A 12,630-nucleotide genomic window follows, 5' to 3' on the forward strand; every position below is an offset into this window, starting at 1 on the left:
AGCCCGTTCAATACCCAAAGCTACCAGGGCTATATAGCCGGCTATATGACAAAGTGCAGCCCAATACCTGAAGCTTGTCAACTATTGGGCGCGCTTTACCAGCGGGCACTGCGCAGCTTATCGGGCTGCAGCACCCGGATGCTTTTGGGCGTGAGCTCTCCACCAGCCCATCAGGCCGGAACTCGCTGAGTGTGCGAATCAGCGACTCGGGGGCGGTGCCCACCATAGTGGCCAGGTCGTCGCGCGTGAAGTGTAGGCACTCGTCGGACCCGGCTTGGGCGTAGGCCATGGCCAGCAGCTGGGCTTCGCGCTCGCTCACCCGGCCCGCCAGCAGGCGGATGAATTGCTGGCTCACGGCAGGGTTGCGCAGCAGCAACTGGCTGAAGTCGTCCTTGGGAATGTGGACCAGCTCCGATTCGTCGGTGGCCACGGCCGAGTCGCTGCGCGCGGTGTGCTCCAATAGGGGCAGGAACCCAAAAAACTCGCCCGGGCCGTAGTAGCCGGTTATTAGCTCCTTGTCCGTGGCGTTGGATTTGAGGGTTTTCACCCGGCCGGTCTTCACGAAGTACACCCGCGTAGGTTCCGTACTGGGCCCGCCACATTCCGCGGGCCACCATGGAGCGCGCCACCTTCGCCTGGCTCTGCGACGTGTTCGTGCTGCCCGAGTTCCGCGGCCTCGGCCTCTCCAAGTGGCTGGTGAAGCGCATGCTGGCCCACCCCAACCTGCAAAATCTGCGCCGGCACCTACTCGCCACCTTCGACGCCCACACCCTCTACCAACACTTCGGCTACGAGCCCCTGGCTCGAAATCAAGCACCCCAACCCGTACGGGTCAGCGGGGCAGTAGGTGAAGGGGGTGTAATAAATTTCACCGTTTGATTAAACAACCTTATTGGTTCAGGCATACCTGGGCCTCATAACGGCTAGTCTCCTAAAAGAACTGATTTTAGGCCAATTACAAGTTTTGTGGGGCACCGAATATGCAACATTTGCAAGATGTGAATTAACATTTATGAAATTGAAATTATTCAATAATCAACTCCTTTTAGTTAGTATGAAGCAATTGTTGACTACGATTTGTTCAAATGGGGTTAGCTGATTTATCTGCCGATTTTACTCTTTGACCGACCGAATCCGGGTGCTTAACGAAAAGCGCCGCAATCTGCCCGGAGGCGGCAAGAGCATTTGGCCGCTTGCCGGTTGAACAACCACGCTAGCCCGGCAGGTGGTCTGCCGGTCAGTTTATCCATTTTTTTCCTCCATCACATTATTACAAATGCAAAAAAAATACGCTTCACTGCTTCTCGCCTCGTTTGGTCTGATTACGGCTTGCAGCGAAAAAGAAGAAACCCCGCCGATGTCGACCACAACCGAGCTGGTGGCCACGGTCAACGGGGGGCAGCAGGTGCCGGCCAACGCGTCCACGGCGACCGGGACATTTGCTGGCACGTACAGCAGCGCCAACAAGCAACTCGTGTACACCGTCACCTACCAGGGCCTTACCCCCACCATTGCTCACATTCACACCGGGGCACCCGGCGAGAGCGGCTCGGTGGCCGTTCCTTTTCAAAACCTGGCCTCGCCCATCACGGGCACGGTGACTTTGACCGCCGAGCAGGCCAACAACCTGCTCAGCAACCGCATGTACGTCAACATCCATACGTCGGCGTTCCCGAGCGGCGAAATCCGCGGCGATATCAAGAAAAAGTAAGTTGCGTGCCCCTTCGGCGGGCTTGGGCGCTCCATACTTAGTAGCCCTTTCCAGCTCGTTGCTTTAGCAGCGGGCCGGAAAGGGCCCCACGCCGAACCATCTTAATGCGGGATGCCTGACCCCAGCTTGGGGTGTGTCCGTGCGGGCCCTCGTAGCCCGCACCCGGGGTTCCGTGCCCGGCCGCGAGCAACGGGCTGCTTCCCCTTCTCTGCTTATTATATGATGCATTTTACACAATACGCCCGGGTTATCCTCACGTGCCTGGGAACTGGATTAACTACTCTCACGGCGGGGGCGCAAGCGCTGTCGCCCGCCCCGGTGGCTGCCCCCGACAAGGAGCCGGTGAGCTTAAGCGGGAAAGTAACCGCACGCTCGGGCGAAGCCCAGGGAACGCCGCTGCCGTTTGCCTCCCTAACCCTGGTGTCTCTGTCCACGGGCACACGCCAAACCACCAGCGCCGACTTAATGGGCCGGTTTGCCTTCACCAACCTGCTGGCCGGCGGCCCCTACATTTTGCAGGTACAGCAGCCGGGCTTTCAAGCCCAGACGGTCACCAACATGTACCTGAAGGCCGACGCCGCGACGGCGCTGGACATCGACTTAAGCCCCGCCACGGTGGCCGTGGGCACGCGTCGCGACGACCGCACGGCCCTGGAGTCGGCCGTTCCCGTTGACGTGGTCGACATAGCCGCGCTGCTCCGCACCGTGCCTCAGACCGACCTCACCCAGCTGCTGCACTACACCGTGCCGGCCTTCAACTCGACCCGCCAAACGGCTGCCGGGGGCTCCGACCACGTGGACCCCGCCAACCTGCGCGGCCTGGGCACCGACCAGATGCTGGTGCTGGTGAACGGCAAGCGCCGCCACACCACCGCCCTGGTCAACCTGCTTAGCAACCGCGGCCTGGGCAGCGTGGGCACCGACCTTAACACCCTGCCCAGCCTGGGCGTGGAGCGGGTGGAAGTGCTGCGCGACGGCGCCGCGGCCCAGTACGGCTCCGACGCCATTGCGGGCGTGATGAACATCAGTTTGAAAAACAGCAACAGCGACGGCAGCGTGCTGCTGAACACGGGCCTGACCACCGAGGGCGACGGCCTGGCCACGCTCCTGGGCGTCAACCAGGGCTTCCGGCTGGGGACGAAAGGCTTTTTGAACGTGACGGCCGACGCCGACTACCGCGACCGCACCGCCCGCGGCTACGGCCGCGACCCGGGGGTCAGCCCGGTGTTTGTGGTCAACGACCCGGCCCGGGAGCAGGCTGCCCTGACGGCCGCCGGCAAGACGTACAACGACTTTGCGCAGCGCAACGGCGATGCCCGGGTGCGCAACGTGCGCGGCCTGCTCAACGCCCGGGTCGAAGCCTCCGACCGGCTGGCTTTTTACGGGTTCGGGGGCTATAACTTCCGCCGCGGTCAGGCGTCCACCCTGTGGGTGCTGCCGGCCACGCAAAGTGCCGACGTTGTCGAAAGCCTATTTCCCTACGGCTACCAGCCCCAGGTCAACACCCGCATCCACGACGGCGCGGGCACGCTGGGCGTGGTGCTCGGCCAGCCCGGCCCCAACCGCTGGACGCTGGACGTGAGCAATACCACCGGCTACAACCGCATGACCTACGACCTGGAAAACACGCTCAACGCCTCGCTGGGGGCTTCATCGCCCACGGTGTTCGACAACGCGGGCGGCTTTCAGTTTCTGCAGAACGTAACCAACGCCACCGCCAACCGCTTCTTTGACCGGGCGCTGGCGGGTACCAACGTGGCTTTCGGCGCCGAGTTCCGGGCCGACCGCTACCAAATTTTGCGCGGCGACGAGCGCACCGAGGCCGAGTACGACCTGGGCCTGCCCAACTCCCAGCAGGGGGCGCAGGGCTTCAGCGGCTTTGGCGAGGCCTCGGCCGTGGTGGGCAGCCGCACCAACGTGGGCGCCTTCCTGGACGTGGAAGCGGACGTTACCAAACACTGGTCGGTGAGCGGAGCGCTGCGCTACGAGAACTACTCCACCTTCGGGTCGGCCTTTATTTACAAGGCCACCTCCAGGCTGGAAGTCGCTCGCTTCCTGGCCCTGCGCGGTGCCTTCAACACGGGCTTCCGGGCGCCATCGCTGCAACAGGTGCTCTACCGCCAGATTACCCAGCGCCCCGGCGTGACCGGGGTGGTATACGCGGGCATTTTCAACAACCAAGATGAGCTGCGGGTGCAGGCCGGCGTGCCCGACCTGACGCCCGAGCGCTCGCGCAACGTCAGCGGCGGCCTGGTGTTCACCCCCAGTTCGGCCTTCTCGTTCACCGCCGACGCCTACCTCATCGACATCGACGACCGCATCACGCTCTCGGGCCTGCTGCGCCCGGGCTTCGGCATCAGCCCCGCCCTGACCCAAACGCTGGCCAACAGCCGCGTGAGCCAGGCGCAGTTCTTCACCAATGACCTCGACACCCGGACCCAGGGCGTGGACCTGGTGGCCAACTACCGCCACGCGTTCGGAGCCGGCCAGTTCAGCGCCACCGCGGCTGGCAACTTCACCCGCACCCGCACCCGCCGGCTGAACGTGCCGGCCACGTTCCGCAGCCTTCAGGAAGACGACGACCCCACCACCAACTACGTCGACCCGCGCCAGCTGTCCCTGATTGAAACCGGCAACCCCGCCAGCAAAATCCTGCTCGGCCTCAACTACACCCTGGGCAAGGTCGGGCTGGGCCTGCGCAACACGTACTTTGGCGAGGTGCGCTACTACGACGTGGCCCCCGACCCGGCCGTGTACGACTTTGGGGGCTATCTGCTCGTTTTCCGTCCCCGCACCGTTACCGACCTGACGGTCAGCGTGCAGGCCACCAAGGGCCTGAGCATCAGCGCCGGTGCCCAGAACCTCTTCAACGTGAAGCCCAATACGCTGGACCAGGCTGCTTCCAACGGGGAGGCTCCCGGCGGCTTCGCGACCCGCGCGCAGTTCGAGGCATACTATCAAAACCGCTACAGTGCGCCCTCGCCCTTTCCCACCAACCGCGACGTGTATCCCTATGCGCCCGTGCAAATGGGCTTCAACGGGGCATTGGTTTACTTGAAAGCCGTGTACAGCCTGGGCCTGTAAGCGCTCTGTTTCGTAACTCATGGCCACTCTCTTGAGACCATCCTTCCGGCTGCTTGGGGCATTGGCGGGGCTGCTCGCCCAGGGCTGCACCTACGCCCAAGGCCCGCCCCCCGGCCCCTGCAACGACGCGGCGGCCCCCACCTACGCGGCCGTCATTGCCCCCTTGGTGGCGGCGCAGTGCCTGGAGTGCCACGGGGCCGCCGTGAACGCAACCCAGGGCGGCGGCCTGGACTTCAGTACCTACCGGGGGTTCACCAACCAGTCGGCGGCGTACCTGATGAGCAGCGTGCGCCACGAGCCGGGGGCGGCGGCCATGCCCAAGGGCCGGGCCCAGCTCTCGGACTGCGACATTGCCCGCCTGCAGGCGTGGATTGACGCCGGCTGGCCCAACAACTAACTGCTGTGAAGCGGTGGCCCTTTCGCCTTGTTTTCGCGCGCCCGGCCCGTCGGAGCAGCACCCTTTACTCCTTGTGGCTTAATTCATGAAAAGGATTTTCTCCGTTGTGCCCGTGCTGTTGCTGCTGGCCACGCCTTGGTCCGGCCGGGCACAGGGCACGTTCATGACGAAAACCGGCCGCGTCAGCTTTTTGTCGACCACCATCCTCGAAGACATCGAAGCCCGCAACAACGCGGCCGCGGCCGTCTTCGACTTGAACACCGGCCAGCTGGCCCTTGTCATTCCCGTCAAAGAGTTCGTGTTCAAACGCTCCCTGATGCAAGAACACTTCAACGAGAACTACATGGAGTCGGATAAATACCCCAAGGCCACCTTCACGGGGCGGTTCACCGGGGCTGATGCCGCCACGCTGGGCTGGGCGGGCTCGCACGAAGTGCAAGTGGAAGGCGAACTGACCCTGCACGGCGTAAGCCACCACGTGAAGGTGCCGGGCGCGCTGGAGCTGAAAAACGGGCAGCTGCTCGCCTCTGCCGTCTTCAACGTGGCGCCCGCCGACTACAACATCGAGGTGCCACTGCTGGTCCGCGAAAACATTGCCAAAATCGTGAGCATCCGCGTGGCGCTGTCCTGCGACGTAGTGGCGGGCAGCGGCCCGAAGCCCACGCGTTCGAGCCCGCTTAAATAACGGCTATATCAATACTTGACTTTTATGCAATTACCCTGCTACACCCTTTTTTCCCTGTTGGGCCTGACCGCCGCCGGCCTGGCCTGGGCCCCAGCGGCGCGGGCGCAGACTGACCTGCTGCACCAGCTCGAACGGGAAGTGGCAGAGCCCGCGAAGCGGGAAGTGGTGGCGGCCACCTTTAAGGGGACGCGCATCATCAATTCGCAGTCGGTGGAAACGCCCGGCGCGGGCACGCTGGCGTTTCTCATTCAGCACCGCTTTGGTACACTCAACAGTGGTGCCTACCAATTCTTCGGTCTCGACCAAGCGGTGCTGCGCCTGGGCTTGGAGTACGGGCTTACCAACCGGCTCACGCTGGGGCTCGGGCGCAGCTCGCAGGACAAAACGTTCGATGGATTCGTCAAATTCCGGGCCCTGCAGCAAGCAACCGGGGTGCAGCCCTTGCCGGTTTCGGTCACGCTGCTGGCCTCGTCGTCGCTCACCACGCTCAAATTCAACGAGACCCCCGACCGGAGCCTCACTTCGCGGGTGAGCTACGCTTACCAAGCCCTGATTGCCCGCAAGTTTAACGAGAACCTGTCGGTGCAGCTGATGCCCACGCTAATCCACCGCAATTACGTGGCCACCGCCGCCGAGCAAAACGACGTGTACGCCCTGGGTGGGGCGCTGCGCCAGAAACTGACCAAGCGCCTCGCCCTCACGGCCGACTACTACTACCTGCTGCCGGGGCCAACGGCGCGCGCTTTCCGCAATGCCCTGGGGCTGGGGGTAGACATTGAAACCGGCGGCCACGTTTTTCAACTGCACGTCACCAACTCGCGGGGGATGACGGAGACGTTCTTTGTGCCCCAAACGCAGGGCAATTTCTTCTCCGGCGACTTGTACTTCGGCTTCACGGTGGCGCGCAGTTTTACCGTCAGCCCGCAGCTGTAGGCTGCGCATTGACGGTAAGTCGGCCTTCCTTTACTTCAACCACCGTTTCACTGAGCGCTGCGCAAGCCATCCGATGCTCCTTCTCTTCCGAGCAAGCGCCCCACTCTGGTGTGCCCATCCCTGCGCTTTTGGGCGAAGTGATTGCCCCTTCCGCTGCCCAAGCACCGGCTGTGGCGGCCGTTATTCTTCCTGCTTGCCCCTCGTTCCCACGCCTCGTGCGCCGGAGACGCTTCGCAGGAAAACAGCGGGGTGAGTCAATGTTACTTGAATATTATGCTATATTAGAGCTCCTCATCCATACTTTACGATGAATGAACTCTATTAAATTATCGATTAGTCAATTGCGGCTTCTGCTCGCGGTGACCGCCGTTCTGGGTATTTTGTTCGTTGCTACCACCGGTGGCCTCTACTGGTACCACGACCAATGGGTAACGGGCCAGGCCAACCCGTTCGTCCTGCCCCGGGCGGGCCATCTCCTGCTCTTGCAAGGAACCCTGGCGCACGAGAACAACGTGGCCACGTGGTATTCGGCCATGCTGATGCTATTGGTCGCCTTTACGTCCCTCTTGTGCTTTGGGGTGGACCAGCAGCCGGGCGGGTCGCGGCGGACGCGGGTCGCGGGCTGGGGCTGGGTGGGCCTGGCCGGCATGTTCGCCCTGCTGTCGTTCGACGAAATCGGGTCGTTTCACGAAACCATCGGGGACACGGCGGTTTTTGCCGCCGTGGGGCGCGGTTCGGGCTGGACGGCCTTTTTGGTGTTGCTGGCCGGGGTGGGGGCGGCCATAGGGTGCTTTGGGGTGCTGCACCTGCGCCGCCACCCGGTCGCTCTGGCCTTGCTGGTCGTGGGCACCCTGCTGTTTCTGAGCAATCCTTACCAAGAAAAGCTGGAGATTGACGCGTACCGCGCCGCCGCGGACCCGGCAACCTGGCAGCGCCCGCTGGGCCTGTTGTTGCTGGAGGAGGGGTCGGAGCTCTTGGCGACCTGGTGCTTTCTCTGCGCGACCGTGGTGTACAGCGCCGGGCGCCCGCACCGGGGGCGCCTGGACCGGCCGGAGGACCCGGCCGGCCTGGCGATTCGCTTGGCATATTCCCCGCACGGCGCCACCCTGGGCGTGGGCCTCGTCGCCGCCATGCTGGCGCTCCTGCTGACGCAAGTAGCCGGCCAGCAAATTGCTCCGGGTATGGGGATTCCGAAGAATTGGTTTCCGAGTGCGGGCGCCTTTGGCCTGTTCGTGTTCAGCCTGTACCAGTTCAGCCGCGGGGGCCGGGCCAAGGCGGGCCATGCCGTCCTGGCCGCCTGCAGCCTGGGCATATCGGTTTTTTACGGGAGCGATTTGTACAGCGCGCCGGTTTTGTGGCGGGAAGGGTCGGCGGCGGGGTACGCCCTGCGCCTGCTGCTGGCCGGGCTCTGCGGGGGCCTGGCCCTTCTGCTGTGGCGGGGGCAACGCTTAACCCGCCTGCAAACGGCCACGTTGGGCCTGGGGTTGACCGGGTGGGCGGCGGCGCTGTGGTTCCCGCAAGAACAAGCCGCCCTCGTGGCATTTGGGGGAGCCGTCGGGCTGGCCCTGGCCTTGGTCCCGAACAGCTTTCTTCCCGCTAGCGTACCCGCCGAAATGACTCAGCAAGCCGAACCATTCGTGCAACAAGAGGCTCCGGTCCGCAAGAACCCCGCCGGAGCAAGCGCCGCCGCAGGAGGCATTTAGGCAGGGGGCAAGTACGGACGAAAAGGGAAGACAACGAATATGCTGGCTTTTCTCCTCTTCCGCAAAGCCATATGGCTTTGGGAACGGTAACGGCTTATTTGACCACGATACGCACCTGACCCTTTGTCACTTGAGCGTTTTAGCTGAACTAGATGGGGATTGGGTTTATAGTTGATGAAAATGCCGCTGCTGGCATTTTAAAATCATACTCGGCCGTCACGCTGCCACAGGAAAAAGCTCCGTCGCGGCCGACCTCTCGGCGTATCCACTGCCTCAACGCCTCAAGTCGCTGCCTTTCATCACCCTCCGACAACGCCTCCCACGTGTCCACTGGCTCAAACGGCTCAGAAGAAACGGCGAGCGAAACCTGGAGCAAGGGGTTGTCGCTAAACCCGAAGGCGAAGGCGTAGTACTCGGTCCCTACTTGCACGTTTCGGGCAAACAACCATTTCCAGCCAGTCTGCACGTCGCGTACTTTCGGCGATTCACCCACGCCCAAAGCGACCACGGTTTCCAACGAGTCGCCGCGACGGACGCACACCGACGGGGAGAAGAGCAGGTTTCCGGTCTGGCGGTCAATCATAAGCTCGCTGTGAACCCTTAAAGAAACGCTCCTTATTTTGAACGGTCTCGGTTGGGACCGTTTTCCTGAACGCAAGTTCTGCTAGGCTGACCAACCCGGTGGACACGGCCACCCGCGCCCGGATGCTAGCCTGTTTTTCTTCCCTATCTTAGCCCGCCGGAAGGACTCCCCTTTCTGCTTTTGCCGCCTCGCCCTATGCCCCTGCTCCAGTTCTACGCCCATCTGTTGTTCCGGGCGGCCGCGCTGCTCATGGCGGGGCTCGCCCTGGCCTGCCTCGCGGTCATCAACGTGCTGGGTGGGGCCCTGCCGGGCGTGGAACTGAACGAGCTGGTGGCCCGCGCGGCGACGGCGTTGCACCGCGACGCCTGCCGGCTGTGGGCTTCGGTACGGGCCCGCAACGCCCCGGAGCCTACCGTTTCCAGGTCCGGCGACGCCGGGTAAGCCCTGGGGATTGCCTCCCTCGAAATACCGTGGCACCTGCCGGGCCGGAGCGGCTTTTTGGCGGGTATTTATGTTTATAAAACCCCAAAACGAGGCACTGGGGCCCATTTATTGCCAGGAAAGAGCTTCTTAGCCTCCTCGTAGAGGCCAGAGCGAAGGTAACATTAGCGCGACCAGTAGGCTGACATATTCCTCATCTAAATAAACCGCTCCACCTAGTGCTTTCAAATCCGCTGAACCGACTCTACTCCTTAGAATGAGCTCAATAAACTGGCTCAAATAATCAAAGTACAGAAACCGCATTTTGCATGAGTTTTATGAACTCCATAAAACGGTATTTCCTTGCCGCTTTAGGGACGTGAGTGCCTACAGGAAGACCAAGCTCCTACAGTCTTCCGGATAAGCAAACCACACACCCTACTTCGCGGGGCTGGTCCAGGCATTGCCGCGAATGCGGAAGCGCCACGGAAGCCCCGCCGCCTCCAGGCCAGCGTATTCCAAGCCGACGCGGGCACTGGCCAGCACATCGGCATCGGCTATGGTCTCGCCGTGGTCTTCAAACCACAGCACTTCGCCGCTTACCGGCAGGCCAGTGAGCGCAGGCGTGATGCCCAGGGCCAGGCTCATCACCCCGGGCCCCGCCGTGAGGGCGCGCTTGGCCGCCGGCAGGCCGCGTCGTGCTAACATCTCTGGAATGCCGATGGTGGGCTCTACGGCCCGAATCAGGACAGCGTCGGGGTGGTCGGCGTCGTGGGTAGCGATGTTGAACAGCGCGTAACGGTTGTAAACGGTATAGATATAAGCCTGGCCGCCGAGCACGTGCAGGCCCTGGGCCTGCTTGCGCTTGCGTTGCAGATGCATGGTTAGCGAGTTGTCGCCCTCGTGCCGGTAGGCTTCGGTTTCGACAACGCGCCCGGCCGTGACAACCCCGTCGATTTTGGTATAGAGGTGCTTGCCGAGCAGCTCGCGGGCAATCTGCAACACATTGGGCCGCTGGAAGAAGGCCGCAGGCAATTGGGGCTGGGTGGTTGGCATGCAAGCTCAAGCAGCAAGTGCCGGGAAGTGTTTTGCCCGGCCGGGGCAGCTTATTGCAGCTGCTTACGCTTGTGGCAGCTTACCGCAGCCGGTACAGCAGCCCAAAGCTGAGCAGCCAGCGCTGCTGTTGCCACGGTGCAGCAGTGGCCGGCTGGTCGTTTACGCGCAGGCTCACGTCGGCGCTTGGCAGGGTGATGGCGGCCGAGCTGCGGGTCAGGAAGAAGCCGCTTTCCTCTTCCAGCTGCAATTGGGTGCGGGTACGAAGCGGCAGCAAGTAGCCCACATCCGCCACTAGCTGAACTTTGTGGCTCAGCTCCAGCCCCAGGCCCAGTTTGGGCTGCACGGCATCGGTGGTCGACTGCAGCGCCATGCTCAACTCATCGGCGTTGAGGCGGGTGCCTCCCACCCGCAGGTCGCCGCTGGTGTTCTCAAAGGTTCCGACTGCCCGCCCCAGGGTTTGGCGTGTGTAGGCCAGCCCGGCTCGCCCATAAAGAGGGCGGTGGCGGGGGTTGAGGTTGTGCTCGTAGCTAAAACCGGCCTCCCAGCCATCGCCGGAAAACTGCCGGAACACGCGCCGCGTGGCCAGGCGCACGGCCAGCTTGGCGGTAAGGTCAAACTGATACTCGGCACTCCACCAACCGGTAAGCTGCTGGCTGGCCACGCCGGCGCTGCCCTGAGCCCGAAACGTTGTCCCGACCGGCGCATAGTCAACGGCCAGCCCACTTGCCGACACGCTCAGCGGCCAAGCCCCCGCCGACGCTCCGTAACGGACGCGACTCAGCCACCGCATGGCCGAAGATTCGGGAGCCGTTGTGGAAGCGGACACGGCTGGGCCATCAGCGCCTGCCGTTGCGGGCAGGCCCTTTTGCTGCTTAAACAACGAGTCGGCGCGCTGCTGGCGGCGCTGGTCCAACAGTGCTTGCTGCACGGCCGCAGGGGGCAGCAGGGTGGTTTGGCTGTGCCAGAATGCCGAGTCGTAGGGCACCGGGTTGTGCAGGAAAACGTCGCGGTACTGGGCCCGCTCCAGGTAGCTGGGCGATGCCACCTGAGCTGTATCAATGGCCGTGGTCAGGAACTCGCCGAAATACAGCAGCGGCTCGCCCACGGGCGGGCGGTATCTCGTTTGCCACCACACCGTTTTGAGGTGCCAACGGCCGGCGTAGGGCTGGTAGGCCACGCGCAGCTCGCGGGCATCGGCCTGGTGAATGCCGCTGCGCAGGCCGCTGGGCGTGTAGTGCCATTCGGCCCCCAGAAAAGCGTAGCTGTCCTGGTCAATGTACATCCGGCCCGCGAAATTGGCGCGCCGGTTGCCGGGCCGGGGCTCAAACGTCACCACGTACACCGGCCGGTCGGCGTAGGTGCTGCCCGGCGCCAGGCGGTAGCTATAATCCCGAAAATTGGTCGGGTCAATGAACTGCGCCCGGCTATGCACAAAATCGGCCATGTGCGCAATGAAGGGGCCGCCCGCCCAGTCTATCCGCACCAGCGTCTGGGGGCGCAGGTCCACCTTGCGCGACTGCTGAATTTGCACCTCGCCTTTGCCCGTGCGCACTTGGTAGGGCTGCTTAAACACTGTAAGCAGACCCTCAACCAGGTAGCGCGGCTTGCCGCTGGGGTCGTTGTCCGACTCGCGGTAGAAGCCCGTGAGGCGGGTGGCCTGCCGGGGGTAGTTGCGCGGGATGCGCGCCACGGCCTCCCGCACAATGCCCTCTACCGAGGCCGTTACCTGCACTTCGCCCAGCGCCGCCGGGCTCAGGCGTAGCTCAATGCGCAACTCCGGACCCGGTAGCGGCGGCAATGACCGGCTGTATTTGCGGTAGCCGAGCAGAGCCACTTCCAACTGCTCGCCCTGGTACTCGGGCGTAATGCTCAGGACAAAGCGGCCGTCTTCGTTCGTGCTGGTGCCTATGCGGTTGCCGGCCACGCCCACCTGAGCGTTGGGAATGGGCTGCTTGGTTTCGGCATCGACCACGATGCCGCGCAGAAGGGCCGGGCCCTGCGCCAGCGCAGTCCCGCCCATCAACACAAACCACAGCAGCAAGAAGCAGCGCATATTTA

The 12,630-nt window shown here is 63.2% G+C and carries 12 protein-coding genes; 8 read left to right on the forward strand and 4 right to left on the reverse strand.

All coding sequences use genetic code 11. The features are described 5' to 3' along the window. Positions 1 to 7 precede the first annotated feature (7 nt). Positions 8 to 571 carry a Crp/Fnr family transcriptional regulator gene (locus BMZ66_RS07445; protein ID WP_092670687.1) on the reverse strand — a complete coding sequence of 188 codons (564 nt, stop codon included), beginning with the start codon at positions 569 to 571 and terminating at the stop codon, positions 8 to 10. A gap of 44 nt (positions 572 to 615) precedes the next feature. Between BMZ66_RS07445 and BMZ66_RS07450 the strand changes: the two genes are divergently transcribed. From BMZ66_RS07450 to BMZ66_RS07480, 7 genes are all read left to right on the forward strand, one after another. Further along, positions 616 to 879, forward strand: a complete 264-nt coding sequence (locus tag BMZ66_RS07450; RefSeq protein ID WP_092670689.1) for a GNAT family N-acetyltransferase — start codon at positions 616 to 618, stop codon at positions 877 to 879. 397 nt (positions 880 to 1,276) lie between these two features. Further along, a complete protein-coding gene (locus BMZ66_RS07455; protein ID WP_092670691.1) occupies positions 1,277 to 1,711 on the forward strand; it encodes a CHRD domain-containing protein in 435 nt (144 codons plus the stop codon). A gap of 219 nt (positions 1,712 to 1,930) precedes the next feature. Next, positions 1,931 to 4,795, forward strand: a complete 2,865-nt coding sequence (locus tag BMZ66_RS07460; protein ID WP_177204636.1) for a TonB-dependent receptor — start codon at positions 1,931 to 1,933, stop codon at positions 4,793 to 4,795. 19 nt (positions 4,796 to 4,814) lie between these two features. Further along, a complete protein-coding gene (locus tag BMZ66_RS07465; protein WP_092670695.1) occupies positions 4,815 to 5,192 on the forward strand; it encodes a c-type cytochrome in 378 nt (125 codons plus the stop codon). 85 nt (positions 5,193 to 5,277) lie between these two features. After that, positions 5,278 to 5,877, forward strand: a complete 600-nt coding sequence (locus BMZ66_RS07470) for a YceI family protein (RefSeq protein WP_092670697.1) — start codon at positions 5,278 to 5,280, stop codon at positions 5,875 to 5,877. Between the two features lie 24 nt (positions 5,878 to 5,901). Then, positions 5,902 to 6,810 (forward strand): DUF5777 family beta-barrel protein, encoded by a 909-nt coding sequence (locus BMZ66_RS07475; protein ID WP_234795019.1) that lies wholly within the window; start codon positions 5,902 to 5,904, stop codon positions 6,808 to 6,810. 341 nt (positions 6,811 to 7,151) lie between these two features. Continuing rightward, positions 7,152 to 8,513 (forward strand): DUF8692 domain-containing protein, encoded by a 1,362-nt coding sequence (locus tag BMZ66_RS07480; RefSeq protein WP_092670699.1) that lies wholly within the window; start codon positions 7,152 to 7,154, stop codon positions 8,511 to 8,513. Between the two features lie 148 nt (positions 8,514 to 8,661). On the opposite strand, the gene BMZ66_RS07485 is transcribed toward BMZ66_RS07480, so the two are convergent. After that, positions 8,662 to 9,096 (reverse strand): hypothetical protein, encoded by a 435-nt coding sequence (locus BMZ66_RS07485; protein ID WP_092670701.1) that lies wholly within the window; start codon positions 9,094 to 9,096, stop codon positions 8,662 to 8,664. 180 nt (positions 9,097 to 9,276) lie between these two features. Between BMZ66_RS07485 and BMZ66_RS07490 the strand changes: the two genes are divergently transcribed. Next, a complete protein-coding gene (locus BMZ66_RS07490) occupies positions 9,277 to 9,537 on the forward strand; it encodes a hypothetical protein (protein WP_143080100.1) in 261 nt (86 codons plus the stop codon). Positions 9,538 to 9,954: 417 nt separating this feature from the next. On the opposite strand, the gene BMZ66_RS07495 is transcribed toward BMZ66_RS07490, so the two are convergent. Next, on the reverse strand, positions 9,955 to 10,572 hold the full coding sequence (locus tag BMZ66_RS07495) for a DNA-3-methyladenine glycosylase (protein ID WP_092670705.1): 618 nt from the start codon (positions 10,570 to 10,572) through the stop codon (positions 9,955 to 9,957). A gap of 79 nt (positions 10,573 to 10,651) precedes the next feature. Further along, a complete protein-coding gene (locus BMZ66_RS07500; RefSeq protein WP_092670707.1) occupies positions 10,652 to 12,625 on the reverse strand; it encodes a carboxypeptidase-like regulatory domain-containing protein in 1,974 nt (657 codons plus the stop codon). Positions 12,626 to 12,630 lie beyond the last annotated feature (5 nt).

The organism is Hymenobacter arizonensis, from assembly GCF_900115775.1.
GTDB lineage: Bacteria > Bacteroidota > Bacteroidia > Cytophagales > Hymenobacteraceae > Hymenobacter > Hymenobacter arizonensis.

What these genes read in the sequence shown, in the direction of transcription:
- BMZ66_RS07450 (WP_092670689.1), top strand. Translation starts at nt 616, where the DNA reads ATGGAGCGCGCCACCTTCGCCTGGCTCTGCGACGTGTTCGTGCTGCCC.
- BMZ66_RS07485 (WP_092670701.1), bottom strand. Translation starts at nt 9,096, where the DNA reads ATGATTGACCGCCAGACCGGAAACCTGCTCTTCTCCCCGTCGGTGTGC.
- BMZ66_RS07460 (WP_177204636.1), top strand. Translation starts at nt 1,931, where the DNA reads ATGATGCATTTTACACAATACGCCCGGGTTATCCTCACGTGCCTGGGA.
- BMZ66_RS07455 (WP_092670691.1), top strand. Translation starts at nt 1,277, where the DNA reads ATGCAAAAAAAATACGCTTCACTGCTTCTCGCCTCGTTTGGTCTGATT.
- BMZ66_RS07495 (WP_092670705.1), bottom strand. Translation starts at nt 10,572, where the DNA reads ATGCCAACCACCCAGCCCCAATTGCCTGCGGCCTTCTTCCAGCGGCCC.
- BMZ66_RS07500 (WP_092670707.1), bottom strand. Translation starts at nt 12,625, where the DNA reads ATGCGCTGCTTCTTGCTGCTGTGGTTTGTGTTGATGGGCGGGACTGCG.
- BMZ66_RS07475 (WP_234795019.1), top strand. Translation starts at nt 5,902, where the DNA reads ATGCAATTACCCTGCTACACCCTTTTTTCCCTGTTGGGCCTGACCGCC.
- BMZ66_RS07465 (WP_092670695.1), top strand. Translation starts at nt 4,815, where the DNA reads ATGGCCACTCTCTTGAGACCATCCTTCCGGCTGCTTGGGGCATTGGCG.
- BMZ66_RS07470 (WP_092670697.1), top strand. Translation starts at nt 5,278, where the DNA reads ATGAAAAGGATTTTCTCCGTTGTGCCCGTGCTGTTGCTGCTGGCCACG.